We start from the raw sequence: 23,348 nt of genomic DNA on the forward strand, positions 1-23,348 counted from the left end.
GCCGTCGGCCTGCGCTCGCCGTCGCGCACGGGAGGCGGTCCGCTGTCTGCCGCGCTGCGCATGTCCCCGCGAAGACGGCGGAGCACGGCGGCACGTAAAAGCTGACGGGAAACGGGGAGAGCCCCGGAACGCCGGCGCGAGCGGCCCCGCCAATTACCCTGAACCCCAAAACCCACGACGTACCGCCGAGGAGCCGCCATGGGCGCCCCGAACCACGCGGGCGCGGAAGCCGCGCCCGCGACCGGCACGATCCGCTACTGGGCGGCCGCGAAGGCCGCCGCCGGCACCCCGGAGGAGCCGTACGAAGCGGTGACCCTCGCCGAGGCGCTGCGCGCCGCGGGCGACCGGCACGCGCACCAGCCCGAGTTCGCCCGCGTCCTGGCCAGGTCCTCGTTCCTCGTCGACGGGGCGCCGGTCGGCACCCGTGACCATGCCACGATCCGGCTTGCCCAGGGCGGCACCGTCGAGGTGCTCCCGCCGTTCGCGGGAGGATGAGCGACGCGATGACGACACCACAGTGGAACGACAACGGTCACGGCGGCTACGGCGGCCAGTACGACCCCGCGTACAACTACTACGCGCACGAGCAGATGCCGGAGCAGACGGCGACGGCCTACTCGCCGCCGTCCCCGCCGCCGTACGGCTACGACGCGTACCAGCCGGAGCCGGAACCCCTGCCCGTGCCGGAGCCGGAACCCGCTCCCGCTCCCGCTGCCGTCCGGACCGGATCGCCGATCATCCCGCCCGGCATCCAGCCCGCGCTGTTGACCGCCGTGCTCGCCGCGCTCACCGCCGCGGGCGCGGCTCTGGGCAGTCCGGCGCTGGCGGTGGCGGCCGTGCTGCTGCAGGCCGTGACGGCCGCCGGATGGTTCCGGCTGAACGGCATGTGGCCCGCCCGCCAGGGCATCGCGCTGGCCTTCCTGGCCGGGCTGGCCGCTGACGTCGGACTGCTGGCCGCCCCGGCCGACCAGGCCCCGGCCGTCATCCTCGGCACCCTCGGGGTGTGGGTCCTGCTGATCCTCGTGCAGCAGATGCGGCACCGCGGCAGCGCCGACGAGCGGCTGGCGAGCCTGACCGCGACCGCCGCCTCGACCGCACTGACCGTGCTGGCCGCCGGGTACCTGGCGGTCGACGGCAAGGTGGGCGGCCATCCCGTGGTGGTGGGCGCGGTGGCGGTCGCGGTGGCGGCGGTGGCGCGGGCGCTGCCGCTGCCTTCGGTTGTCTCGGTGGCGGTCGCCGTGCTGGCGGCGGCGGGCAGCGGGGTCGCCACCGACCGGCTGACCGGCATGGGCACCACGTCCGCGGTGCTGATCGCGGTGGCCGCCGGGGTCTGCGCGCTGATCGGCCTGCGGGTGGCCAGCTATGACTTCCCGTCCCGCTTCGTGCACTTCACCGCGGGTGTGGCGCTGCCGCTGACGGTCGCCGCGCCGGTCGTCTACGCTCTCGGGCGCGCGCTGGGCTCGTAGCGCACGGACCGCGTCCGTCGGCCGGGGAGGTTCCCGGGGAACCGCCCGCACCCGCCGGACGTAGTGATCTGTGACACCGGCCGCCGGCCCTGGTGCCCAGCCCGGGGAGGCGGACAGGTCCGCCAGGTATGGTCGCGACGCCGAGCAACCACGCCTGGAGACGCCGGGGAGTGGGGGAAGAGGAGAGATGCGCGGGCGCGGGATACGCATATTGCTGATACTCGTCGTGGTGCTCGGCGGCCTGTTCGTGGCCGCCGACCGCGTTGCGCTCTCGTACGCGCAGTCCAAGGCGGCGGAGAAGATACAGCGGTCGCAGGGGCTGGCGGACAAGCCCGACGTTTCCATCAAGGGCTTCCCGTTCCTGACCCAGGTCATGGACAAGAAGCTGGACGAGGTCGCGGTGACCTTCACCGGACTGCAGGCCACCTCCGACTCCGGTTCGCTGCGGGTCGCCAAGCTGACCGCCGACGGGCACGGCGTGCACCTCGGCGGCGACCTGATGAGCGGCCAGGTCACCAGCGCGGTCGCGGACACCGCCACCGGCACCGCGCTCATCTCGTACGCCGATCTGTCCAAGAGCGCGTCGAACGGCATCACCGTCTCGTACGGCGGCCAGGACGCCAACGGCAAGGGGCGGCTGAAGGTCACCGGCAGCGTCGACCTGCCGCTGGTGGGCACCCAGCAGGTCAGCGTGATGAGCCATGTGGTCATCAAGAACGGCGACGCCGTGCAGTTGCACGCCGACGGCATGCCTTCGATCATGGGGATTTCGCTGCCGGTCAGCGCGGAGCAACTGGTGCGCCAGCAGACCGACTTCGGCGGTCAGCTGTCCGGGCTGCCCAGTGGGATAAGGCTGGACAGCGCCGAGGCGACTCCTGACGGACTCCAGGTGTCGCTGTCCGGGTCCAACGTCAAGCTGGGCTGACCCGGGACCGTACGGTCCGATTGCTGAGACAGGGCGTCCGTCCCTTAGTCCTCCGACGGCCGCCCGGCTGCCCCGGACCGGCCGCGCAGGCCCATCTGGGCCCGTTTTGTTCCGCCATCCGGACGATCTCGTCTCGAATGTCGACACACCGGTGACACCCGGCGCACGCTTCCCTACGATCGGGGCCATGAAGCGACAGGCGGATCTCACGAAGCGGCGGGCAGTCGACCTGTGCCGCGTCGCCGCCATGCTCTGTCGCGTCCGCTGAAGGGCCCACCGCCCCGAGGCCTCCCCGCCCGGCGTATCCGCCCTTCTTCCCGCACCGCACCCCGCCGCGCCCTCGCGCGCCGTGCAGCGCCCGCGTACGGGGGCCACCCGCACCGCAAACGCCCCGCCGCAACTGCCCCGGAGGAGAACAGCATGAGCCGCAGCGACGTCCTCGTCGACGCCGAGTGGGTCGAGAGCCACCTCGACGACCCCAAGGTCGTCATCGTCGAAGTTGACGAGGACACCTCGGCGTACGAGAAGAACCACATCAAGAACGCCATCCGGATCGACTGGAAGAAGGACCTCCAGGACCCGGTGCGCCGCGACTTCGTGGACCAGGCCGGCTTCGAGAAGCTCCTGTCGGAGCGGGGCATCGCCAACGACGACACCGTCGTGCTCTACGGCGGCAACAACAACTGGTTCGCGGCGTACGCCTACTGGTACTTCAAGCTCTACGGCCACCAGGACGTCCGGCTGCTGGACGGCGGCCGCAAGAAGTGGGAGCTGGACTCCCGCGACCTGGTCGTGGACGTGCTGTCCCGGCCGCAGACCGAGTACAAGGCCAAGGAGCAGGATCTTTCGATCCGCGCCTTCCGCGACGACGCCGTCAAGGCGATCGGTCAGCTCAACCTGGTCGACGTGCGTTCCCCCGACGAGTTCAGCGGCAAGCTGCTCGCCCCGGCGCACCTCCCGCAGGAGCAGTCGCAGCGCCCCGGCCACATCCCCACCGCGCGCAACATCCCGTGGTCGAAGTCGGCCAACGACGACGGCACCTTCAAGTCCGACGAGGAGCTGAAGGAGCTGTACGAGGGTGCGGGCGTGGACCTGGGCAAGGACACCATCGCGTACTGCCGGATCGGCGAGCGCTCCGCGCACACCTGGTTCGTACTGCACGAGCTGCTGGGCCAGCAGAACGTCAAGAACTACGACGGCTCCTGGACCGAGTACGGCTCGCTGGTGGGCGTGCCGATCGAGCTCGGCGCCAACTGACCCCCTAGGTAAGGAAGTTCATACATGTGTGGAGCCAAGGCAGGCGGCCCGGACGCGTCGACCGTCAAGGCCGGTGAGACCACGATCCAGGGCTCGGTGACCCGCGGCGGCCAGCCCGTCACCGGATACGTCCGGCTGCTGGACAGCACCGGCGAGTTCACCGCCGAGGTGCCGACGTCGGCGACCGGGCAGTTCCGCTTCTACGCCGCGGAGGGCACCTGGACCGTGCGCGCGCTGGTGCCGGGCGGGCAGGCGGACCGTACCGTGGTCGCCCAGCGGGGCGGTCTGGCGGAGGTCGCCATCGCCCTCTGAGACGGCTTCTCAAGGGCGGTACCACGGCCGGAGGGCCGCACCCCAGGGTTGGACGCCTGGCGGGGTGCGGCCCTCCGTCGCGCTCGTCGGGGGCCGGGCCGTGGTGAGGGCCGTCGTGCGGCGGTCTACTGGCCGGAGTCGCCGCGGTCCAGTCGGTCGAGGCGCTCCTTGGCGGCCTTCTCGCTCTCGCGCCAGGTGTCGTCCTTCGGATCGTCCTGGAGCCAGGTGTCGTCGGGCACGTCCCACCATCCGTCGTCGGGACCGCGCCGGTTCGCCACCATCGCCGCGACCGGCGGGATGACCATCGCCACCACGCACATGGCGACCGCCGCCGGGACCGACCACAGCCGCACGACCGCCCAGGCCAGGACGAACAGGCCGATACACGTGCCCATCATGGCGAAGTACCAGTGCCTACGCCGCGCGTACATACCTCAACGGTACGTCCGTATGGGCCATCGGACAGCCGGTGGGACGGGGAGAGCCGGCGGCTAGTAGACGAGCGCCTGAACGCCGTCCGCCATCGCCTCCTGGACGAAGATCTGGGCCCCGGCGATGCGCACGCCGTCGATGACGTCCGCCTCGGTGATGTCACGGCGGGCGGCGCACTGGGTGCACAGGGTGATCCGCCCGCCCGCCAGGATGCCGTCGATCAGGTCCGGCAGCGGCGCGGCGTGCGGCAGCTCGAACTCGGCCGCCCGGCCCGGCAGCGCGAACCACGAGGACTCCCCGGTCAGCCAGAGCGAGACCTCCACGCCACTGGCCGCGGCCACCGCCGCCACCGTGAACGCCTGCGAGCACCGCTCGGGCGCGTCGGCGCCCGCCGTCACCTTGATCACCAACCGCTTGGTCACGCAGCTCACCCTACGCCCGCCGCGCCAGCGGTCCGCCGCCCCGACTAGACTCGGCCTGGTCCGTAAGTGTCAGCAGCCTGCCCGAGGAGCACCAACCGTGCTTGAGGTCTTTTTCGAAGCCCTTCTCGCCCTGGTCGTTGTGGCCGTCATCGCCTTCACGGGCCTGTCCGTGAAGAAGCTGTTCCAGGGCCAGCGCTGACCCCGCGTACCTGACCGACCTCTCACAGATCGCCTGAGCCACACGCCATGATCGAGATTCCGTCCGACCTCCACCCGGACCTCGTCCCGCTCGCCTTCCTCCTCGGCAACTGGCAGGGCGCGGGCGTCTGCGACTTCCCCGGTGCCGAGAAGTGCAACTTCGGGCAGGAGGTCACGTTCTCCCACGACGGCCGCCCCTTCCTGGAGTACACCTCGCACACCTGGGTGCTGGACGCCGAGGGAAACAAGGTCCGTCCGCTGGAGAGCGAGAGCGGTTTCTGGCGGGTCGACGCCGACCGCAAGGTCGAGGCCGTGATGTCGCGCGACGAGGGCGTCGTCGAGATCTGGTACGGCGAGCTGGCCGACCAGAAGCCGCAGATCGACCTGGTGACCGACGCGGTGGCCCGACTGGCCTCGGCCAGCCCGTACTCCGGCGGCAAGCGGCTGTACGGCTACGTCAAGGGCGACCTGATGTGGGTGGGCGAGAAGTCGACCCCCGACGTGCCGCTGCGCCCGTACATGTCGGCGCACCTGAAGAAGGTCGTGGACCCGCGCGAGTGGGCCAAGGACCTGAAGGACCTGCCGGACGACGGCATCGCGTTCTTCAAGTAATCCTTCGCCGCCTTCTTCCCTAGAATCGGTGGCGTGGTGAGCACCGACTGGAAGAAGGACCTGCGCGAGCGCGGTTACCGGCTGACGCCGCAGCGCCAGCTCGTCCTGGAGGCTGTCGACCACCTGGAACACGCCACCCCGGACGACATCCTCTCGGAGGTCCGGCGCACCGCCAGCGGCGTCAACATCTCCACCGTCTACCGGACGCTGGAGCTGCTGGAGGAGCTGGGCCTGGTCAGCCATGCCCACCTGGGGCACGGCTCGCCCACGTACCACCTCGCCGACCGGCACCACCACATGCACCTGGTCTGCCGGGACTGCGACGAGGTCATCGAGGCGGACGTCTCGGTGGCGGCGCCGCTCATCGCCGAGCTGCACCGGTCGTTCGGCTTCGACACCGACATGAAGCACTTCGCGATCTTCGGGCGCTGTGCGAACTGCTCCCGCGCCGCCGCTGCTCCCGAGGCGCTCCCCAGCGGGTCGTAGGCTGGTGCGCATGACGAAGAGTCCCCTGCTCTCGCTGCCCGGCGCGGTCCCCGCGGAGGCGCCGGACGAGGGCGTCGCCGCCCACTACGGAGACCTGTTCCGCGAGCAGCGCGCACTCGCCGCCGGGACCGGTTTCGTTGACCTCTCGCACCGCGGTGTCGTCACCGTCAGCGGTGCCGACCGGCTGAGCTGGCTGCACCTGCTGGTCACGCAGCACGTCAGCGAACTGCCGCCGCAGCAGGCCGTCGAGGCGCTGATCCTCTCCGCGCACGGCCACGTCGAGCACGCGCTGTACCTGGTGGACGACGGCACCACGACCTGGATCCATGTCGAGCCGGGCACCCAGGGCGAGTTGCTCGCCTACCTGGAGAGCATGAAGTTCTTCTACCAGGTGGAGACCGCGGACCTGACGGACGACTACGCCGTCGTCCATCTGCCCGCCGGTTCCATCGTCGAGGTGCCGGACGGCTGGGCGGTACGGGAGACCGCGTACGGGCGTGATGTCTTCGTGCCGCGCGGCGAGTTGGAGTCGTTCGCCGAGCAGGCCGGTCCGGCGATCGGCGTGCTGGCGCTAGAGGCGCTGCGGATCGAGGCGCACCGCCCGCGGCTCGGCCTGGAGACCGACCACCGTACGATCCCGCACGAGGTGGGCTGGCTGGAGTCCGCCGTCCACCTGAACAAGGGCTGCTACCGCGGCCAGGAGACGGTGGCCCGGGTGCACAACCTCGGCCGTCCGCCGCGCCGTCTGGTCTTCCTGCACCTGGACGGCAGCGAGGTCAAGCTGCCCGGGCACGGCGCACCGGTGCGGCTGGCCGACGACGGCCCGGACGGCCGCCAACTGGGCTTCGTCACGTCCTCCGCGCGGCACCACGAACTCGGCCCCATCGCCCTGGCGTTGGTCAAGCGCAACGTCCCCGTGGACGCGGTCCTGCTCGCGGACACGGTTCCGGCCAACCAAGAGGTCGTCGTCGAGCCGTAGTTGCCAGGGGGTGGGCGGGTGGGGAAAGCCCGCCCCCGCCCGCGAGCGGCCGTACGTCAAATCTCCAACAGCACCGTGAACGGGCCGTCGTTGACCAGCGAGACCTGCATGGCGGCCCCGAAGCGCCCCGTCTCCACATGCGCCCCCAACTCCCGCAGCCGGGCCACCACCTCGTCGACCAGCGGCTCGGCCACGGGACCGGGTGCCGCCGCGTTCCAGGTGGGCCGGCGCCCCTTGCGGGCGTCGCCGTAGAGCGTGAACTGGCTGACGACCAGCAGCGGCGCCCCGATGTCCGAGCAGGACCGCTCCTCGGGCAGTACACGTAGCGTCCACAGTTTGCGGGCGAGTTGGGCGGCCTGCTGCGGGGTGTCGTCATGGGTGACCCCGACCAGGACGCACAGTCCGGGTCCGGTGATCTTGCCGACGGTCTCGCCGTCGACGGAGACGGCTGCTTCGGTCACTCGCTGGACTACGGCACGCATGGCCCCATTGTGGCGCGTCGGGCGCAGTGCCACTCTCAGGGGTGAATTCGTCATCTCAACGCCCCGGGGCGTACGCCTGCCAGTAGGCGCGTCTGCCAAGGGCGCCGGGGCCGTTCGGGTGCACAGGCGCTGCGAGTTGTCGGTGCGCGGTGGCACGATCTGATCCGAGGCGATGCCGGTGCGCACCGCCCAATGGAGGGACGTGCCCGATGAAGGGGGCGTATGCGCATATCCATCACCAATACCGGACAGACTTCCGACGTCGCACTCACAGCCGTCACGCACGACACCGATCGCCACACCCACACCAGTCCTGCCCGTACCGCCGGTACCACCCGTAACGAGGAAGCCCGCATGTTGCAGGCCGACGCCGTCAATTCCCGCACTCCGCGGCCGGACACACCCCGTTCGCGGGAGGCTGCCGAGAACACCTCGGAGGCCGCCATGCCCCCCCTGGCCACCTACCGCCTCCCCGAACTACGGACGCTGCGCCGAGACGCCCAGCAGGAGGAGGCCGACCTGTCGTACCTGCGGCGGCTGCTCCAGGGCAGGATCGACATCCTGCGGGCCGAACTGGGGCGGCGCACGGCGCCGGGGGAGGCCAGGGACTCGAAGGACCCCAAGCCGGGCCGCACGCTCCTGGTGCGGCCGCTGCTGGACCGGCTGCCGGAGATCCTCGCCGACGGCCCGTCGCGGGGGCGCTCCGCCCGGCACGTGACGCTGGGCACCCCGCACAGCGAGGAGTACCGGCGGCTGGCCGAGGAGATGCTCGCCGACGTCGAGCTGTCCGACCTCGCCGCCCGCACGGACCAGGAGCTGGACGCCGCGATGGCCAAGCTGGTCGGGCGGGAGCAGCAGGTGTCCCGCCGCCGCCGACAGCTCCAGGTGACGGTGGACGGTTGCAGCGCCGAGATCGCCCGCAGGTACCGTGAGGGCGAAGCACGAGTAGACGACCTGCTCTCCGACGGCTAGACCGCGTTCGGGAGAACTCGCCACCGGCCCGCTGGCGGGAGCGGGCCGTCCCACCCCCGGAAGGCCGACGATGACGTCCCGTAACACCACTGAGCTGCCCGTTCTCGCCGAGGTCATACGCTCCGGCTTCGTCGAGGGGCGTCATCGGGGCTCGCTGGTGCTGCTGGACGCCGACGGCGCGGTGGACGTCGCGCTGGGTGAGGTGGCCGCGCCGGTCTTCCCTCGATCGGCGAACAAGCCGATGCAGGCGGAGGCGCTGCTGCGGGCCGGGCTGGACCTGGACGGGGAACTGCTGGCGCTGGCCGCTGCCAGCCACTCCGGAGAAACGTTCCACCTCGATGGCGTACGGAAGATCCTGGCCAGCGCCAACCTGGACGAGGGCGCCCTGCAGACCCCGCCCGACCTGCCGCTCGACCCGACCGAGGCGGAGCACTGGCTGCGCGGCGGCGGCACCCGGGACCCGCTGCTGATGAACTGCTCCGGCAAGCACGCCGCGATGCTCGCCGTCTGTGTGCGCAACGGCTGGCCGCTGGAGAGCTACCTCGACCTCTCCCACCCGCTGCAACAGCTCGTCCTGGAGGTGGTCCGGGACGCGAGCGGCGAGGGCGTCGACCACATCGGTATCGACGGCTGCGGTGCGCCGCTGATGGCGCTGAGCCTGACCGGCCTGGCCCGCGCCTTCCGCTCCTGTGTACTGGCCGAGCCGGGTACCGCCCGGCGCCAGGTCGCCGACGCGATGCGCGCCCACCCGCAGTACGTGGCGGGCACCCGGCGCCCCGACACCTGGCTGATGCGCGAGGTTCCGGGGACGCTGTCCAAGATGGGCGCCGAGGCGGTGCAGGCCGTGGCGCTGGCGGACGGCCGGGCCCTCGCCTTCAAGATCGATGACGGCGCCGGGCGGGCTCTCGGACCGGTACTGGCCCGCGCCCTGCGGATGCTGGGCGTGGACGCACCGGTGGTGGACCGCATCGGAGACGCTCCGCTGATGGGCGGCCCGGAGAAGGTCGGCGAGATCCGCGCGACCTTCTGAGGCGCGGGCACGGGGTTCTTTCGCGGGGGGCCGGGGCTAAATCGGGTGCGCCCCGCCGCCGCGGCGGCTTAGCCTGCGGGAATGAGCCGTGCGATCGAGGTCCGGTACATCGAGGAGTCCGACTACGCCGACTGGATGCTGGCGCTGCGCAAGGGCTTCATGCGCCCGCCGTTGTGCACGGAGCGGGACGCCACCGAGGCGCCGGCGATCCTGGAGATCGAACCGGCCCGCACCCAGGGCGCGTTCGACGACGGACGGTGCGTGGCGACCTTCCGTACGATGCCGCGCGAGCTGACCGTGCCGGGCGGCGGCACGGTACCGGCCGACGCGGTCACCAATGTCTCGGTGACCGCGACCCACCGGCGGCGCGGACTCCTCAGCGCGATGATGGCCAACGGCTTGGCGGCGGCGAAGGAGCGCGGTGACGCGGTCTCCATCCTGATCGCCGCCGAGTACCCGATATACGGCCGCTTCGGGTACGGCCCGGCAACCTGGGTCACCGACTGGACGGTGGAGATTCCCCGCGCCCGCCTCGGCCTCCCCCAACTGCCCGACGGCGCCCGCGTCGACCTGGTCGACGGCGCCGAGGTCCGCAAGGTCGGTCCGGAACTCCACGAGCGGACGCGGCGGTTGACACCCGGCGCGATCAACCGCACCGACGGCTTCTGGAAGCAGTACACCGGGGAGGCGCTGCTACCCTGGAACTCCTGGACCGAGCCGTTCCACGCGGTGTACCGGAACGCCACCGGCCAGGTGGACGGACTGCTCACCTACTCCGTCGCCGATGTGTGGGACGGCAAGCTGCCGCAGTGCACCGTCACCGTGCGGAAGTTGATCGCGACCAACCCGGAGGCGGAGGGCGCGCTGTGGCGGTACGCGATGTCCGTCGACTGGGTGGTCAGACTCGACTCCGGCTCCCGCGCGCCCGACGACCTGCTGCCGCTGCTCCTGGGGGACCCGCGAGCCGCCCGGATCACCTCGCACGCGGACTTCATGTGGCTGCGGATGCTCGACGTGCCGGCAGCGCTGGAGGCACGTGGCTACGCGGGCACGGGCGAGTTGGTGCTGGAGGTCCGGGACGCGGACGGTTACGCCGACGGCCGCTGGCGGCTGACCGCCTCGCCCGAGGGCGCCCAGGTCCTCGCCACGACCGCCGAGCCCGATCTCACCTTGGACGTGGGGGAGTTGGGCGCCCTGTACCTGGGCGACGAGTCGGCGGTGCGGCTGGCCGCCCTCGGCCGTGTCGAGGAGCGCCGTCCGGGCGCCGCCGCCCGCGCGGACGCCCTGCTGCGCACCCCGCGCCGTCCGTGGTGCCCGGACATCTTCTGACCGCGGGAGGTCAGCCCTTGGTGAGGACCATCCAGCGCTGCGGGTCGTCCAGTGGCCGGAATCCGGCCTTCTCGTAGACGCCATGGGCGTCGTCGGTCGCCAGCATGATGCGGCGCAGTCCGTACGGCGCCAGATGGTCGCGCACCGCCTCCACCAGGGCGGTGCCCAGGCCGTGGCCGCGGGCCGGGCGGTCGACGTAGACATCGCAGAGCCAGGCGAAGGTGGCGTGGTCGGTGACCACCCGGGCGTACGCCACCTGGATTCCCGAATCCGCCTGGTACGCACCGAAGTTGAGCGATCCGGCGATGGCACGTTCCTGCGCCTCGCGACTGCGGCCTATCGCCCAGTACGCGTCGGTGCTCAGCCAGCGGTGCACCCGGCAGATGTCCAGTCGGGCCGGATCGGTGGAGATGTCGTACACGGCTTCCATGCTGGGGAGGCTGGCAGGCCAACTGGCTCCGCGTCGAGGGAATTTCGCAGTGGTCCCCGCCACCAGCACCGCAGACACCCCGCCCACCAGCGGCTTCACAACCGGACCGTCCCATTCATGTCGCACCGGGATGAAAAGGACGCGTAAAGAGCTCACAGAACGCGGTCGCTGCTGGTCGACGCCGGAGCGCGTGGCGTGCGGCCCGCAGACCCGTCCGCATCGATGGTTAAGTGTTGCTTCGTTGTTCTCTGTAGGGCAATTAACTAGACCTCAAGTGTCAGGGTGGGTCAGGCTCGCGGCATGGAGAACAGCAGTACGCTCACCGGCATCCATGTCCCCCTGGTCACCCCCTTCACGGCGGACGGCTCGGTCGCGTACCAGGCCCTGGAGGCGCTGGCCCATCAGGTGCTCGATGAGGGCGCGGACGGGCTCGTCGCGCTGGGCACCACCGGCGAGCCCGCCACGCTGGACGAAGCCGAACGTCGCGCCGTCATCGATGTGATCGCCCGGGTGTGCGGCGAACGCGCGGTGCCGCTGAGCATCGGGGCGGGCACGAACGACACCCGCACCAGCGCCGCCGCGCTGCACGCGCTGAAGCGCTGGCCCGAGGCGACCGCGGCACTGGTCAGCGTCCCGTACTTCACCCGCCCGTCCGAGGAGGGCGTCCTCGCGCACTTCGAAGCCCTGGCCGCCGAGAGCCACTTGCCGCTCGTCGTCTACAACGTCCCTTACCGCTCAGGGCAGTCGCTCAGCGCCCACACCCTGCGCCGGCTCGCCGTGCTGCCCCAGGTGGTCGGCGTCAAGCACGCGGTGGGCGCCATCGACGCCGAGACCATCGACCTGCTGGCCGACCTGCCGGACGGGTTCGCGGTGCTGGCGGGCGACGACATCTACCTCTCCGGCCTGCTGGCCCTCGGCGGCGCCGGCGGCATCCTGGCCTCGGCGCACTGCGCGACCGCCCGCTACGCGGAACTGGCGACTGCCTGGCAGGACGGCGACCTGGCACGGGCGCGCCGCCTCGGCGGCGCCCTGTCCACCATGGCTCGGGTCCTGTTCGCCGAGCCGAGCCCCGGCGTGCTCAAGGGCGTACTGCACGCACAGGGCCGCATCCCCACACCGGCGGTCCGGCTGCCCATGCTGCCCGCGAGCCCCCAGGCGGTGGAGGCTGCCATGCTGGTGCTCGGGACACTCGCGGACCAGTAGGCGAACCAGCCCACGGAATTCCACGGGATCCCCGACGCGGGCCTGGGGGAAACCTCTCCAGCGAAACCATCGAGCACGCCCACCGGCGAAAGGTGAATCGGATGAAGGTCGGAATCGTCGGCGCGACCGGCCAGGTAGGCGGCGTCATGCGCCACGTCCTGGCACAACGCGCCGCCGAGGGCCTCGGGCTGCCCGTGAGCGAGCTGCGGTTGTTCGCCTCGGCGCGCTCCGCGGGCCGTACGCTGCCCTGGCAGGGCACCGACGTGGTCGTGGAGGACGCCGACACCGCTGACTACCGCGGACTGGACATCGTGCTGTTCTCCGCCGGGAAGACCGCCTCGCTGACGCTCGCGCCGCGCGTCGCGGAGGCCGGTGCGGTGGTGATCGACAACTCCTCGGCGTGGCGGCTCGATCCACAGGTCCCGCTGGTGGTCTCGGAGGTCAACCCGCATGCCGTGACCGACCGCCCCAGGGGCATCATCGCCAACCCCAACTGCACCACCATGGCCGCGATGCCGGTACTGCGCCCGCTGCACGAGGAAGCCACGCTGGTCAGCCTGGTCGTGGCCACCTACCAGGCGGTGTCCGGCAGCGGCCTCAGCGGCGTCGCCGAACTCGCCGACCAGGCAGCGGCGGCGGGGGAGCGGGCCCGTGAACTCACCTTTGACGGCGGCGCGGTGAAGTTCCCCGAACCCGAGGTCTACGCCCGGCCCATCGCCTTCAACGTGCTGCCGTTCGCCGGATCCCTGCTGGACGACGGCTCGGGCGAGACCGACGAGGAGCGAAAGCTCCGCAACGAGAGCCGCAAGATCCTGGAGATCCCCGACCTGAAGGTCTCCGGTACCTGCGTCCGTGTCCCGGTGTTCACCGGACACTCACTACAGATCAACGCCCGGTTCGCCCGCGCCATCACCCCGCACCGCGCGTGCGAACTGCTGGGCGGCGCGCCGGGTGTGGCACTGTCCGACATCCCCACTCCGCAGCAGGCCGCGGGACAGGACCCCACGTTCGTCGGCCGGATCCGTACCGACGAGACCGTGGACCACGGCTTGTCGCTGTTCTGCTCCAGCGACAACCTCCGCAAGGGCGCGGCGCTCAACGCGGTGCAGATCGCCGAGCTGGTAGCCGCCGAACTGCGCTGACAGCACGGCTGGTTGGACGGCCGACCGCTGGACGTGGGTTCAGCGTCGGCCCCCCGGCAGGAACCCGAGCACCGCCGCCGTGAAGTCCTCCGGGCGCTCGGCGTGCACCAGATGCCCGCTCGGAATGGTCAGCAGCCTGCCGCCGGGGATCAGCCGGGCCATCTGGGCGAGCTGGTCCTGCGGTATGTGGCTGCGCGATCCGCCCGCGATCACCAGCGTCGGCGCGGTGATCCCCGCTAGCCCGGTGCGCCACTGCTCCGGTGGCGCGGCGAGTTCCGCGTGCAGCGCGGCCACCACCTCCCAGTCGAAATCCAGCTCCCCATCCGGTCGTTCGGCTTCCTTGTGGTCCCGCGGGTACGGTGCCGGAACCTCCTCCAGCACCAGCCGCTCCACCCGTTCCGGGTGCGCCTGGGCGAACAGATGGGCCACCACCCCGCCCATCGAGTGCCCGAGCAGCGTCACCCGGTCCAGCCGGAGCGCGTTCAGCAGCGCCAACACGTCGTCGCGCATCAGCTCGAACGAGTATCTGCCCGGCCAGTCGCTGCGCCCATGTCCGCGCAGGTCCGGTACGTAGACCCGCCAGCGTGCCGCGAACTCCTCCGCGACCGCGTCCCAGTCCGTGCTGGTTTCGCCCAGTGCGTGCAGCAGCACCACGGGCGGCCCGTCGGGATCCCCCGACACCCGGCAGGCCAACCGGACGTCACCGGTGTCGATCAGCCGCAGCTCCATCCTGCGAAGCTACCGTGTGCGCGCCACGCCAGCCATACCGCACGCCGGATGGTGACGGCCTGTCAGCCGTCGACGGAGACGAGACGCTGTCCCAACTCCCCTTCCTTCGCGTATTCCTTGAGCGTGATCGCGTTGGCGGCCTTCGTGGTGAGCTTGTTGATGATCCCCTTCCACGGCAGATAGGGCAGCGCCTTCCACATCAGGTTGCGCGTCCATATCTGGGACCGTGTTCCGGGCACCAGGAACCGGTCCATGCCTTCGGCCTGCTTCTGGCACACCGCGGCGTACGGGCGTATCTGCTCCTCGTACCGCGCGAAGGCGGTTCGATGGTCATCGGGCGCCGCCGCCAACTCGCCCGCCAGGACATACGCGCCGACCACCGCGAGTCCGGTGCCCATGGCGCCCGGCCCACCGGCGTAACCCGCGTCGCCGAGCAGCACCACGCGTCCGGTGGAGTACCGGTCGATGTGGATCTGGCTGGCGCGGTCGAAGTAGAAGTCCGGTGCATCCCGCATGGCCCGCAACAGCCATGGCACCTGCCAGCCCTCGTTCGCGAAGACGCCGGTGACGATGTCCTTGTGCTGCTCGGTGTCCCGGTGGTCGTACTCCAGCCGCCGTGACGCGAAGAAGAGAGCGGCGGTGGCCTCGGCGGTGTTCCGCTTGCTGTAGACGTAGGCGCCCTTGCCCGGGGTGCTGTACATCAGGGCGCGGTGGTCCAGTCCGAACTGGTTCGGCACGGTGAAGACCGCGGAGCACACGCCCAGGTCGCGACGGAAGTCGGACTCCGGCCCGAAGGCCAGCCGACGCACGCCCGAGTGCGCGCCGTCCGCGCCGACGACCAGGTCGAAGGTGCGGGGTGCGGAGCGCTCGAAGGTGACGTCCACCCCGTCGGCGTGTTCGTTGAGCGAACTGATCGAGTCGCCGAAGGCGTACTCGGTACGGTCCTTGGTGGCCTCGTAGAACACCCGGCTCAGATCGCCGCGGGCGATCTCCACGTCTCCGCTCATGATTGACGGGAGGCTGGAGATCTGCTTGCCGTCCCCGTTGACGACGGCCACGGCGCCCAGGTGTGTCTGCAACCGCCGGATCTCGTCCAGTATCCCCATGCGCTCCAGCACGGTCAGATGCGCGGTGCCGCGGAAGTCCACCGCCTGGCCGCCCTCGCGTGGCGCAGGTGCCTTTTCGACCAGCGTGGTGCGGAATCCGTACCGGCCCAGCTGATGGGCGAGCGCGGGTCCGGCGATGCTGCCGCCGGAGATCAGCACGGTCTTCATGGGAATCCCCCCAGGTCCACATGTCGTCGGTCGGCGGCCGTCGTTGACCGCCGACATCCGCCAGCCGTTCGTTCCTCAGCCGTCGTTCCTCAGCCGTCGGTTGCCGGATCCTGCCGTCTGACGGGCTGTGAAACGACCATACGCCCGCGTTGGGCAAGCGTGCAAGACGTTTGTATAAAACGATCGTGTAGGGCATTTGTCCTACCCCTTCGATACGCTTCTGACATGGGAAACCGTGAAGATCTGCTCGCCGGGGCCAAGCGCTGCCTGTGGGAGAAGGGGTATGCGCGCACCACCGTCCGCGACATCACCGCCGCCGCCGGTGGCGTCAGCATGGCCGCCATCGGCTATCACTTCGGCTCCCGCGAAGCGCTGCTGAACGCGGCGCTGATCGAGGGGATGGACGAGTGGGGCGCCGAGGTCAGAGGAGCCCTGGCCGAATCCGTCGACCCCTCGGCCACTCCCGTGGAGCGCTACACGGCGACGTGGACCGCGATGGTCGACTCGCTCGCCGAGCGGCGCCAGTTGTGGCTTGCCAGCATCGAGGCGCTGCTCCAGGCCGAGCACGCTCCAGAAGTGCGCGCCGGGCTGGCGCACGGTCAGCAGGAGGGCCGCCGTGGGATGGCGGCCTGGATAAGGGGAGTTGACGAGTCGGCGATCAACGAGGCCGACGCGCGCACCCTTGGCTCGGTCCAGATGGCCCTGCTCTCCGGTGTCATGATGCAGTGGCTCACCGATCCGGCGCACGCCCCGACCGGCCACGAAGTGGTCGCCGGTCTGAGGGAGTTGGCGGACAGGCTCGAATCGCAGCTGGGGCCCGAAGGGGGTGAGGGGCAGGCGCCGCCCGAGTGAGACGGCCAGCCCGAGCGTCCGGTCTCCGCGCGCAGTAGGGTGCTCGGCCATGACCGAGCCAGGCTTCCTGCGCGACACCCGCGCGTCCTACGACACCATGGCCACCGGATACGCCGAGCGCTTCGGCGACGAACTGGCGGCCAAGCCGGTGGAGCGGGCGATGCTCGCCGGGTTCGCCGAACTCGTCCGGGCCGCCGATCTCGGACCGGTCGCCGACATCGGCTGCGGCACCGGCCGCGTGACGGCCCATCTCAGCGGCCTGGAGGTGCCCGTCTTCGGCGTCGACCTGTCACCGGGGATGGTCGAGGTGGCCCGGCGGACCCATCCCGACCTGCGGTTCGAGGTGGGATCGATGCTCGACCTGGACCTGCCGGACGGCTCACTGAGCGGGCTCATCGCCTGGTACTCCATCATCCACATACCGGAGGAACGGCTGCCGGAGGTGTTCGCCGAGTTCCGACGCGTGCTGGCGCCGGGCGGTCATCTACTGCTCGCCTTCCAGGTGGGCGAGGAGCCGTTGCACCTGGCGGAAGCGTTCGGGAACGCCGTCTCGCTGGACTTCCACCGGCGCCAGCCGGACCACGTCGCCGAACTGCTGGGCCAGGCCGGGCTGACCCTGCGCGCCAGGCTGCGGCGCGAGCGCGACGAGGACGGCGAGTTCCCGGAACGTACCCCGCAGGCCTTCGTGCTGGCCCGCAAGCCGGTGAAGTGAGGGGTGGGGCTGTCGCTGTCGCTCGGCGCACAACCCCAGGCCGACAGGCCGGACTTGGGGGACGGATCACCTGGGCGCTGCCGTGACGAGGTGCGGGCACGCCAACGTCCGGCGACGGACCGGGGTTTGCGCCATCGCTCAGCGCCGGGGTGTCGCGGCGTTCGTGGCCGATGGGGTGATCCGTGACCTCGCCGAGGTGCGCGCGATGGGCTTTCCCGTCTTCGCCAGGGGCGTCATCCCCATCCCGGGCGCCAAGACGGAGGCCCGGCCGCTCAACGTCCGGGTGCGCTGCGGCGGTGTGGACGTGAACGCCGGGGACGTCGTGGTGGCCGACGAGGAGGGTGTCGTGGTCGTTCCCCATGGCCGCCAGGAGGAGGTACGGCTCGCCGCCGAGGCCAGGCTGGCCAAGGAGGCCGCCGAATCCCTCGACGCCTGGGAGGCGGCGCACCGCGCCCGCATCAACAGGATCCTCAGCGACAAGGGCTTCGAGGACTGACACGGACCGCTCGGCCTCGGCGACCGAACAGGTGCCGAACTCCGCCGGCAGGGCGGCCGTGGCCGCGGTCGCGGTCGCGGCGAGCGCTGCGGTGGTCCGCTCGACCACCTTCGTGCTCAGGCCGCGTCGTGTCACACGACTGAAACGACACTTTTGCAAGCGGAGTGCTTGCAAAAGTTAGCGGCGGTGTGGCACGGTCGTGTCATGGCGTCACTGAATGTCGGGAACCTCGGTGAGTATCTGCGCGAGCAGCGGCGCAGTGCTCAGTTGTCGTTGCGTCAACTGGCCGAGGCCGCCGGGGTGTCGAACCCGTACCTCAGTCAGATCGAGCGCGGGCTGCGCAAGCCGAGCGCCGACATCCTTCAGCAGATCGCCAAGGCGCTGCAGATCTCTGCCGAGACGCTGTACGTGCAGGCCGGGATCCTCGACGAGCGCGACCAGAACGGCATCGAGGTGCGCACCGCGATTCTCACCGACCCGACGATCAACGAGAAGCAGAAGCAGGTGCTGCTGCAGATCTACGAGTCGTTCCGCAAGGAGAACGGTGTCGCGGACGGTCCGGTGGTCGACGCCGCCCAGGCCTCCCAGGCCAAGAAGGCGGCGGCAGCACGGACCGCCGCCAAGAAGGCCGCCGCGAAGAAGGCGGCCACCAGGGTCGCCGACGCCGTCGCGGAGACCGTCGCCGCGCGGACGCGTGCGCTGAAGTCCGTACCGGCGAAGGATAAGCAGCACAATCAGGACAAGCCCGGCGGTGATGGCGACCTCGCCGCCGGAGCCTGATCGGCGCCCACGAACGAAGACCACGAACACGCCACCACCCCGTACGGAGGACCCTCATGGTGACCACCGAAAACGTCCGCAAGGTACTGACCGACCCGGCCCCTCTCTACGCCGTCGCCGGCGCCGTCGACCTCGCCGCCGAGAAGCTGGGCGAAGTGCCGCCGCTTCTCGACAAGTTGCGCGAGGAGGCGCCGGAGCGGATCAACAAGGTGCGCGCCACGGACCCCAAGATCGTCCAGGAGCGGGTGTCCCGTCAGGCCAAGGAGGTCCAGGCGAAGCTCAGCGAGCGGCTCGGCACGGTCGAGCTGGACCTGAAGAAGCTCTCCGACTCCGCGCAGGACTTCGCGCTGCGCCAGGTCGGCTGGGCGGCCGAGGCCGCGGTCAAGGCGGGGGAGACCTACAACGGCCTGGTCGACCGCGGCCGTGGCGCGGTCAGGACCTGGCGCGGCCAGGCCGCCGAGAGCACCGAGGACTTGGCCGTGGCCCTCGAGCCGGAGCCGGAGCCCAAGCACGACGCCGAGGAGCGGTCCGCCGCCGCGTCCCGCAAGCCCGCCGCGAAGAAGACCACACCGCGCAAGACCGTGCAGGGCAAGCCGGGTGAGTGACGCGCCGCGGTGACAAGGGTGTGACAACGGGCCGGGCACGTACGCGGTGCCCGGCCCGTTGTACGGGTACCGTGGCGGCGAAGGGGACCGTCGGGGGACGACAAGGCGGTGGACGGAATGCTGATCCAAGGGTTCAACACGATCTTCAGCTGGGTCTCGACCGGCCTTCTGGTGTTCACCGTCGTCGCGTTCATCAACGCGGCGATCCACCGGGAGGACGCGTACCGGGCGGCTGACAAGCACACCAAGCCGTTCTGGCTGATCATCCTCGGCATCGCGGCCGTGGTGATGGGACTTTTCCCGATCCTGTCGATCCTGCCGCTGATCGGGCTCGTCGCCACGATCGTGTACATGGTCGACGTACGCCCGGCGCTCAAGGAGGTGTCGGGGCGTGGCGGCGGCGGTCGCGGAAGCAGCAGCGACGGACCCTACGGACCGTTCCGCCGCTGAGCGCAGGCTGGCCCGCGCCAACCGCCGCGCTCCCCGTGGACATGGTCCGCGCGATGACCGCCGGACGCCGTCGCATCGACCGTGGCCGCCACATCGACCACGGCCGTCGCGTCAACCGCGGTCGAGCAGCACCACCGCGACGTCGTCCGTCAGTTCGCCGCCGTTGAGCTCCCTGGCCTCGTCCATCGCCGAGTCCAGCAGTTCCTCACCGCGCAGTCCGGCGCGCCGGTGGCGGTCGACCAGCTCGATCATCCCGTCCGTGCCGAGCCGGGCGGTGCCCTCGCCGATCCGCCCCTCGATCAGCCCGTCGGTGTAGAGCATCAGGCTCCACGCCTCGCCCAACTCCACCGTGAGGCGTTTCCACTCGGCCCGCTCCAGCAGGCCGAGCGCCGGTCCGCCGTGCTCGTAGGGCAGCAGCTCGACCGGTCGCCCGCTGCGGACCAGCAGGGGCGACGGATGACCGGCCAGGCACAGTCCGGCCCGTTGGCCGTCGGGCGCGATGTCGATCGTGCACAGCGTCGCGAACATCTCGTCGTGCGGGCGCTCGTACTCCAGCACTTCCTGGAGGGTGCCCAGCAACTCGTCGCCGCTCAGCCCGGCCAGCGTCAGCGCGCGCCAGGCGATGCGCAGCTCGACACCGAGGGCCGCCTCGTCCGGGCCGTGCCCGCAGACGTCGCCGATCATCGCGTGCACGGTGCCGTCGGGGGTGCGGACGACATCGTAGAAGTCCCCGCCGAGCAACGCACGGCTGCGGCCCGGCCGGTAGCGCGCGGCGAACCGCAGGTCGTCGGCGCCGTCCAGCAGGGGGGTGGGCAGCAGACCGCGTTCCAGCCGGGTGTTCTCCTGCGCCAGCAGCCGGGTCTCGGTGAGCTGCCGCTGGGCGAGGTCGGCGCGCTTGCGCTCGACGGCGTATCGCATCGCGCGGTTGAGCAGCGACGCGTCGAACTCGTCACGGAACAGGTAGTCCTGCGCGCCGACGCGGACCGCCTCCGCGGCCAGCTCGGCGTCCTCCTCGCCGGCCGCCAGCGCGAGCACGGCGGTGGTGGGGGCCATCCGCAGTACCTCGCGCAGCGCGGTGAGGCCACCGGCCTTGGGGTGGTCGGGGACCAGTTCGATGTCCAGGTCGAGCAGGATGCAGCTCACGTCATCGGTGAGCAGCCGCGCGGCCTCGGTGAGGTTGCGGGCGCGGCGGATGCGGACCGGGTGCCCCGCGGCGTCCAGCAGATCGGCCGCGGCCAGGCTTCCGGTGGGATCGTCACCGACGACGAGCAGGGTGAACGGCTGCTGCGACCGCACCGGCTCGCCCGGACGCTCCACGGGTACCGGCTCGGTCACCCGCTGGCGCGGGAGCATCGCGGCCGTTCCCGCGGGACGCTGGTCGGGCGTCCAGCCGGGGCGCTGGTCGGGCTGCCGGTCGGTGGACCGGCCGGTGGCGGACATGGCGTGCTTCCTTCCCTCCCCCGAGGGTGTGGCGGACGCTGTGGGGAGGCGCCGCCGTCCCAGGTCCGGACCATGTGGGGCGGCCGGTTGCTGGGCACTGCCAGGCGACCATAGCGGCAGGGCAGGCCCGGCGGGAGGGCGTGTGAGGGATTCGCCGTTGGCATATCCGGAGGTGGGGAGCGGATTTCGGGGGGCGCGGGGGGATCTGGGCATGAGATACATCACGCGCCAACGCGGGCGCGCTCACCTGTGGGTTGAGGCTTTGGGCTGAGGCCGGACGCGCGTCGGTTGGGACGGGTGGGGTCAGCGGTACGAGCGGGGTCGGCGGGGTCAGCCTGGCCTTACGGCGCCGAGTATCGGCATGGAGCCCGCGCCCGCGATGTCTATCGTTCGGCCGGGCCGCGGGGCCTGGATGATCGCGCCGTCGCCTACGTAGATCGCCACATGGCTGGCGTCGGAGTAGTAGATGACGAGGTCGCCGGGGCGAAGCTGGTCCAGCGGGATGTGCGGCAGCCGGGCCCACTGTTCCTGCGAGGTGCGCGGGATCGCCACCCCCGCCGCCGCCCAGGCCATCTCCGTCAGCCCCGAGCAGTCGTATGTGGACGGCCCCTGCGCACCCCATTCGTACGCCTTGCCGAGCTGGGCGGACGCGAACGCCACCGCCCGTGCGCCGAGGGCGCTGGCCGTGCCCGCGGCGCCGCCGAGCTTGGCGCCGACGCCGTTCTTCAGCCAGTCGGCCTGCGACCGGTAGGCGGATTCGTCGTCCAACTGCCTCAGCCGTGCCCGCTGTTGTGCCGCGAGGGTGCCGAGCAGTGCCTGGGCCTGCGCCAGTCTCCGCTCGACCTGCTGTTTCGCGGCGGCCTTCCTGGCCTGCTCGGCGGTCAGGCTCTCCCAGCCCCTGGTGGCGGCGTTCGCGTAACCCTCCAGTGCGTCCTTGGTCGTTCGCAGCTGGCTCAGCGCGGTCGTGGCGGCCTGTGCGCCCTTCTCGGCGAGGCCCGCGTCGTTCAGGAACGACGTGGGATCGGTGGAGAGCAGGAACTGCGCGGCGAGCGGCAGGCCGCCGCCGCTGCGGTACTGGGCCCTGGCCAACGCGCCCAGGCGCTGGGTCAGTCGGTCCTCCTTCGACCGCGCGGCGACGACGGCGCGGGCCAGTGTGACCAGGTCCCGCTGCTGTTGGTCGATCTGCTCGGTGACCGCGTCGTACGACTGGGTGGCGGCCTCCGCCTGCCGGTACAGCCGGTCGACCTCGGCCCGCACCTCGGCCACTGACTTCTGCTTCGCCGCCTGCGCGTCGCCCGGTACGGCGAGCAGGCCCGCCGCACACGCCAGTACCGTGGACGCCACCGCCGCCGCCCGCAACCGCATGAGGCCACCTCGAATCTGACGAACCGTCACCTCGGTGCGGATGGTGCCACAGGGGGGCGCAATGCGACAGATGCGTGCGGAGGTCAGCCGCGCTGGGCCGGAACGAACGGCCGCGCCGGGGCCAACGCGTCCCAGCGGACGGTCACCTCGCCCTGCCGCCAGCGCGCCGGGCCGTCGGTGAGGGGCCAGCCCGCGGCCCGCAGCGCCTGGACGGAGCGGATCCAGCGCTGCCGGGCGCCCAGCGCGCCGAAGGGTGCGGCGGCCGCCCAGGCCCGGTCGAACTCGGTGAGGAACGCGTGCACCGGCTCGCCCGGCACATTGCGGTGTATCAACGCCTTCGGCAGCCGCTCGGCCAGATCGGAAGGCCACTCCAGCGAACCCAGCCGGGTGGCGAACGTCACCGTGCGCGGCCCCTCCGGGCCGAGCGCCACCCACACATGGCGGCGGCCTATCTCGTCGCACGTCCCCTCGACCAGCAGCCCGCCCGGCGCCAGCCGATCGCACAGCCGCGCCCAGACGGCGGCGACCTCGGCCTCGCCGTACTGCCGCAGCACGTTCGCCGCCCGTATCAGCGTCGGGCGCCGCCCGGCGGGAAGCGGAACCTCGAAGCCGCCCCGGACGAAGCGCAGCCCCTCGCGGGCGTAGGGCGCGGCGGCGGTCACCCGCGCCGGATCTATCTCGATGCCCACGACCTCGGTGTCCGTGCGCACCGTACGCAGCCTGGTGAGCAGTTCGACGGCGGTCCAGGGCGCGGCGCCGTAGCCCAGGTCGACGACCACCGGATCCCCGCTCCGGCGCAGGGCCGCGCCGAAGGTGGCGGCTATCCAGCGGTCCATGCGGCGCAGGCGGTTCGGGTTGGTGGTCCCCCGGGTGACGGTGCCGATGGGGTTCATGGGGGCCTTCGAGTCCGGGGGCGTGGCGGGCTGACGATTCAGGGTAATTGGCCGCTCCCGCACCGCCGCCGCCAG

Annotated in this window: 27 protein-coding genes and 1 pseudogene; 19 read left to right on the forward strand and 9 right to left on the reverse strand. The window is 71.2% G+C overall.

Annotated elements, in window-relative coordinates; translation table 11 throughout:
- The first annotated feature begins 198 nt into the window (after positions 1–198).
- The 5 genes from P3G67_RS26765 to P3G67_RS26785 all read left to right on the forward strand — a co-directional run bounded on the left by P3G67_RS26765 (position 199) and on the right by P3G67_RS26785 (position 3,960).
- Positions 199–495, forward strand: coding sequence for a MoaD/ThiS family protein (locus tag P3G67_RS26765; RefSeq protein WP_276095794.1), 297 nt, complete (start codon positions 199–201; stop codon positions 493–495).
- An 8-nt stretch (positions 496–503) separates the two neighbouring features.
- The gene (locus tag P3G67_RS26770) at positions 504–1,466 is read left to right on the forward strand and encodes a hypothetical protein (RefSeq protein WP_276095795.1); all 963 of its coding nucleotides are present in this window, start codon (positions 504–506) and stop codon (positions 1,464–1,466) included.
- 211 nt (positions 1,467–1,677) lie between these two features.
- Positions 1,678–2,391, forward strand: a complete 714-nt coding sequence (locus P3G67_RS26775) for an LmeA family phospholipid-binding protein (RefSeq protein WP_276095796.1) — start codon at positions 1,678–1,680, stop codon at positions 2,389–2,391.
- Between the two features lie 420 nt (positions 2,392–2,811).
- Positions 2,812–3,648 (forward strand): sulfurtransferase, encoded by an 837-nt coding sequence (locus tag P3G67_RS26780; protein ID WP_276095797.1) that lies wholly within the window; start codon positions 2,812–2,814, stop codon positions 3,646–3,648.
- Positions 3,649–3,672: 24 nt separating this feature from the next.
- The gene (locus P3G67_RS26785; RefSeq protein ID WP_269858447.1) at positions 3,673–3,960 is read left to right on the forward strand and encodes a DUF1416 domain-containing protein; all 288 of its coding nucleotides are present in this window, start codon (positions 3,673–3,675) and stop codon (positions 3,958–3,960) included.
- A gap of 125 nt (positions 3,961–4,085) precedes the next feature.
- Here P3G67_RS26785 and P3G67_RS26790 read toward each other — a convergent pair whose 3' ends face one another.
- A complete protein-coding gene (locus tag P3G67_RS26790; RefSeq protein ID WP_269858448.1) occupies positions 4,086–4,391 on the reverse strand; it encodes a DUF3099 domain-containing protein in 306 nt (101 codons plus the stop codon).
- A gap of 60 nt (positions 4,392–4,451) precedes the next feature.
- Entirely contained in the window at positions 4,452–4,814 is a 363-nt protein-coding gene (locus tag P3G67_RS26795; protein WP_276095798.1) for a DsrE family protein, read from the reverse strand.
- Positions 4,815–5,060: 246 nt separating this feature from the next.
- Between P3G67_RS26795 and P3G67_RS26800 the strand changes: the two genes are divergently transcribed.
- From P3G67_RS26800 to ygfZ, 3 genes are read left to right on the forward strand one after another with little or no spacing between them, the layout of a single operon-like run.
- Positions 5,061–5,624: an FABP family protein gene (locus P3G67_RS26800; RefSeq protein ID WP_269858450.1), complete on the forward strand. Its 564-nt coding sequence runs from the start codon at positions 5,061–5,063 to the stop codon at positions 5,622–5,624.
- A gap of 33 nt (positions 5,625–5,657) precedes the next feature.
- Positions 5,658–6,110 (forward strand): Fur family transcriptional regulator, encoded by a 453-nt coding sequence (locus P3G67_RS26805; protein ID WP_269858451.1) that lies wholly within the window; start codon positions 5,658–5,660, stop codon positions 6,108–6,110.
- 10 nt (positions 6,111–6,120) lie between these two features.
- Entirely contained in the window at positions 6,121–7,089 is a 969-nt protein-coding gene (ygfZ, locus tag P3G67_RS26810; protein ID WP_269858452.1) for a CAF17-like 4Fe-4S cluster assembly/insertion protein YgfZ, read from the forward strand.
- Positions 7,090–7,145: 56 nt separating this feature from the next.
- Here ygfZ and dtd read toward each other — a convergent pair whose 3' ends face one another.
- Positions 7,146–7,571, reverse strand: coding sequence for a D-aminoacyl-tRNA deacylase (dtd, locus tag P3G67_RS26815; protein WP_269858453.1), 426 nt, complete (start codon positions 7,569–7,571; stop codon positions 7,146–7,148).
- A gap of 354 nt (positions 7,572–7,925) precedes the next feature.
- Between dtd and P3G67_RS26820 the strand changes: the two genes are divergently transcribed.
- The 3 genes from P3G67_RS26820 (at position 7,926) to P3G67_RS26830 (ending at position 10,902) form a co-directional block, all read left to right on the forward strand.
- Complete coding sequence (locus P3G67_RS26820) at positions 7,926–8,543, forward strand: RsiG family protein (protein ID WP_313881400.1); 618 nt, start codon at positions 7,926–7,928, stop codon at positions 8,541–8,543.
- 70 nt (positions 8,544–8,613) lie between these two features.
- Positions 8,614–9,573: an asparaginase gene (locus P3G67_RS26825; protein WP_276095799.1), complete on the forward strand. Its 960-nt coding sequence runs from the start codon at positions 8,614–8,616 to the stop codon at positions 9,571–9,573.
- Between the two features lie 81 nt (positions 9,574–9,654).
- The gene (locus tag P3G67_RS26830) at positions 9,655–10,902 is read left to right on the forward strand and encodes a GNAT family N-acetyltransferase (protein WP_276095800.1); all 1,248 of its coding nucleotides are present in this window, start codon (positions 9,655–9,657) and stop codon (positions 10,900–10,902) included.
- A 10-nt stretch (positions 10,903–10,912) separates the two neighbouring features.
- Here P3G67_RS26830 and P3G67_RS26835 read toward each other — a convergent pair whose 3' ends face one another.
- Positions 10,913–11,332, reverse strand: coding sequence for a GNAT family N-acetyltransferase (locus tag P3G67_RS26835; RefSeq protein ID WP_276095801.1), 420 nt, complete (start codon positions 11,330–11,332; stop codon positions 10,913–10,915).
- A 300-nt stretch (positions 11,333–11,632) separates the two neighbouring features.
- On the opposite strand from P3G67_RS26835, the gene dapA reads away from it, so the two are divergent.
- Positions 11,633–12,535 (forward strand): 4-hydroxy-tetrahydrodipicolinate synthase, encoded by a 903-nt coding sequence (gene dapA, locus P3G67_RS26840; RefSeq protein WP_276095802.1) that lies wholly within the window; start codon positions 11,633–11,635, stop codon positions 12,533–12,535.
- Positions 12,536–12,636: 101 nt separating this feature from the next.
- Positions 12,637–13,677 (forward strand): aspartate-semialdehyde dehydrogenase, encoded by a 1,041-nt coding sequence (locus P3G67_RS26845; RefSeq protein ID WP_269858458.1) that lies wholly within the window; start codon positions 12,637–12,639, stop codon positions 13,675–13,677.
- Positions 13,678–13,716: 39 nt separating this feature from the next.
- Here P3G67_RS26845 and P3G67_RS26850 read toward each other — a convergent pair whose 3' ends face one another.
- Together P3G67_RS26850 and P3G67_RS26855 are read right to left on the reverse strand one after the other, a co-directional pair.
- The gene (locus tag P3G67_RS26850; RefSeq protein WP_276095803.1) at positions 13,717–14,406 is read right to left on the reverse strand and encodes an alpha/beta fold hydrolase; all 690 of its coding nucleotides are present in this window, start codon (positions 14,404–14,406) and stop codon (positions 13,717–13,719) included.
- A 62-nt stretch (positions 14,407–14,468) separates the two neighbouring features.
- Positions 14,469–15,680, reverse strand: a complete 1,212-nt coding sequence (locus P3G67_RS26855) for an FAD-dependent monooxygenase (RefSeq protein ID WP_276095804.1) — start codon at positions 15,678–15,680, stop codon at positions 14,469–14,471.
- A 225-nt stretch (positions 15,681–15,905) separates the two neighbouring features.
- Here P3G67_RS26855 and P3G67_RS26860 point away from each other — a divergent pair, with 225 nt between their 5' ends.
- From P3G67_RS26860 to P3G67_RS26885, 6 genes and pseudogenes are all read left to right on the forward strand, one after another.
- Entirely contained in the window at positions 15,906–16,532 is a 627-nt protein-coding gene (locus P3G67_RS26860; protein ID WP_276095805.1) for a TetR/AcrR family transcriptional regulator, read from the forward strand.
- A 49-nt stretch (positions 16,533–16,581) separates the two neighbouring features.
- A complete protein-coding gene (locus P3G67_RS26865) occupies positions 16,582–17,244 on the forward strand; it encodes a class I SAM-dependent DNA methyltransferase (protein WP_276095806.1) in 663 nt (220 codons plus the stop codon).
- Between the two features lie 124 nt (positions 17,245–17,368).
- Positions 17,369–17,740: pseudogene (locus tag P3G67_RS26870) on the forward strand (RraA family protein); the annotation flags it as partial.
- A 204-nt stretch (positions 17,741–17,944) separates the two neighbouring features.
- The gene (locus tag P3G67_RS26875; protein WP_276095807.1) at positions 17,945–18,520 is read left to right on the forward strand and encodes a helix-turn-helix domain-containing protein; all 576 of its coding nucleotides are present in this window, start codon (positions 17,945–17,947) and stop codon (positions 18,518–18,520) included.
- 56 nt (positions 18,521–18,576) lie between these two features.
- Complete coding sequence (locus P3G67_RS26880; RefSeq protein WP_276095808.1) at positions 18,577–19,125, forward strand: hypothetical protein; 549 nt, start codon at positions 18,577–18,579, stop codon at positions 19,123–19,125.
- Between the two features lie 117 nt (positions 19,126–19,242).
- The gene (locus P3G67_RS26885; RefSeq protein ID WP_269858466.1) at positions 19,243–19,575 is read left to right on the forward strand and encodes a DUF2516 family protein; all 333 of its coding nucleotides are present in this window, start codon (positions 19,243–19,245) and stop codon (positions 19,573–19,575) included.
- A gap of 111 nt (positions 19,576–19,686) precedes the next feature.
- Here P3G67_RS26885 and P3G67_RS26890 read toward each other — a convergent pair whose 3' ends face one another.
- From P3G67_RS26890 to P3G67_RS26900, 3 genes are all read right to left on the reverse strand, one after another.
- Entirely contained in the window at positions 19,687–21,015 is a 1,329-nt protein-coding gene (locus P3G67_RS26890) for a PP2C family protein-serine/threonine phosphatase (RefSeq protein ID WP_269858467.1), read from the reverse strand.
- 330 nt (positions 21,016–21,345) lie between these two features.
- Complete coding sequence (locus P3G67_RS26895; RefSeq protein WP_276095809.1) at positions 21,346–22,380, reverse strand: C40 family peptidase; 1,035 nt, start codon at positions 22,378–22,380, stop codon at positions 21,346–21,348.
- A gap of 83 nt (positions 22,381–22,463) precedes the next feature.
- Positions 22,464–23,273: a class I SAM-dependent methyltransferase gene (locus P3G67_RS26900; RefSeq protein ID WP_276095810.1), complete on the reverse strand. Its 810-nt coding sequence runs from the start codon at positions 23,271–23,273 to the stop codon at positions 22,464–22,466.
- Positions 23,274–23,348 lie beyond the last annotated feature (75 nt).

This window comes from Streptomyces silvisoli (assembly GCF_029269905.1).
Taxonomy (GTDB): Bacteria; Actinomycetota; Actinomycetes; order Streptomycetales; family Streptomycetaceae; genus Streptantibioticus_A; species Streptantibioticus_A silvisoli_A.

Coding starts and splice junctions, on each gene's coding strand:
- P3G67_RS26765 (WP_276095794.1), top strand. CDS start 199: ATGGGCGCCCCGAACCACGCGGGCGCGGAAGCCGCGCCCGCGACCGGC.
- P3G67_RS26770 (WP_276095795.1), top strand. CDS start 504: ATGACGACACCACAGTGGAACGACAACGGTCACGGCGGCTACGGCGGC.
- P3G67_RS26780 (WP_276095797.1), top strand. CDS start 2,812: ATGAGCCGCAGCGACGTCCTCGTCGACGCCGAGTGGGTCGAGAGCCAC.
- P3G67_RS26785 (WP_269858447.1), top strand. CDS start 3,673: ATGTGTGGAGCCAAGGCAGGCGGCCCGGACGCGTCGACCGTCAAGGCC.
- P3G67_RS26790 (WP_269858448.1), bottom strand. CDS start 4,391: ATGTACGCGCGGCGTAGGCACTGGTACTTCGCCATGATGGGCACGTGT.
- P3G67_RS26800 (WP_269858450.1), top strand. CDS start 5,061: ATGATCGAGATTCCGTCCGACCTCCACCCGGACCTCGTCCCGCTCGCC.
- ygfZ (WP_269858452.1), top strand. CDS start 6,121: ATGACGAAGAGTCCCCTGCTCTCGCTGCCCGGCGCGGTCCCCGCGGAG.
- dtd (WP_269858453.1), bottom strand. CDS start 7,571: ATGCGTGCCGTAGTCCAGCGAGTGACCGAAGCAGCCGTCTCCGTCGAC.
- P3G67_RS26820 (WP_313881400.1), top strand. CDS start 7,926: ATGTTGCAGGCCGACGCCGTCAATTCCCGCACTCCGCGGCCGGACACA.
- P3G67_RS26825 (WP_276095799.1), top strand. CDS start 8,614: ATGACGTCCCGTAACACCACTGAGCTGCCCGTTCTCGCCGAGGTCATA.
- P3G67_RS26830 (WP_276095800.1), top strand. CDS start 9,655: ATGAGCCGTGCGATCGAGGTCCGGTACATCGAGGAGTCCGACTACGCC.
- P3G67_RS26835 (WP_276095801.1), bottom strand. CDS start 11,332: ATGGAAGCCGTGTACGACATCTCCACCGATCCGGCCCGACTGGACATC.
- dapA (WP_276095802.1), top strand. CDS start 11,633: ATGGAGAACAGCAGTACGCTCACCGGCATCCATGTCCCCCTGGTCACC.
- P3G67_RS26845 (WP_269858458.1), top strand. CDS start 12,637: ATGAAGGTCGGAATCGTCGGCGCGACCGGCCAGGTAGGCGGCGTCATG.
- P3G67_RS26850 (WP_276095803.1), bottom strand. CDS start 14,406: ATGGAGCTGCGGCTGATCGACACCGGTGACGTCCGGTTGGCCTGCCGG.
- P3G67_RS26855 (WP_276095804.1), bottom strand. CDS start 15,680: ATGAAGACCGTGCTGATCTCCGGCGGCAGCATCGCCGGACCCGCGCTC.
- P3G67_RS26860 (WP_276095805.1), top strand. CDS start 15,906: ATGGGAAACCGTGAAGATCTGCTCGCCGGGGCCAAGCGCTGCCTGTGG.
- P3G67_RS26865 (WP_276095806.1), top strand. CDS start 16,582: ATGACCGAGCCAGGCTTCCTGCGCGACACCCGCGCGTCCTACGACACC.
- P3G67_RS26875 (WP_276095807.1), top strand. CDS start 17,945: ATGGCGTCACTGAATGTCGGGAACCTCGGTGAGTATCTGCGCGAGCAG.
- P3G67_RS26880 (WP_276095808.1), top strand. CDS start 18,577: ATGGTGACCACCGAAAACGTCCGCAAGGTACTGACCGACCCGGCCCCT.
- P3G67_RS26885 (WP_269858466.1), top strand. CDS start 19,243: ATGCTGATCCAAGGGTTCAACACGATCTTCAGCTGGGTCTCGACCGGC.
- P3G67_RS26890 (WP_269858467.1), bottom strand. CDS start 21,015: ATGTCCGCCACCGGCCGGTCCACCGACCGGCAGCCCGACCAGCGCCCC.
- P3G67_RS26895 (WP_276095809.1), bottom strand. CDS start 22,380: ATGCGGTTGCGGGCGGCGGCGGTGGCGTCCACGGTACTGGCGTGTGCG.
- P3G67_RS26900 (WP_276095810.1), bottom strand. CDS start 23,273: ATGAACCCCATCGGCACCGTCACCCGGGGGACCACCAACCCGAACCGC.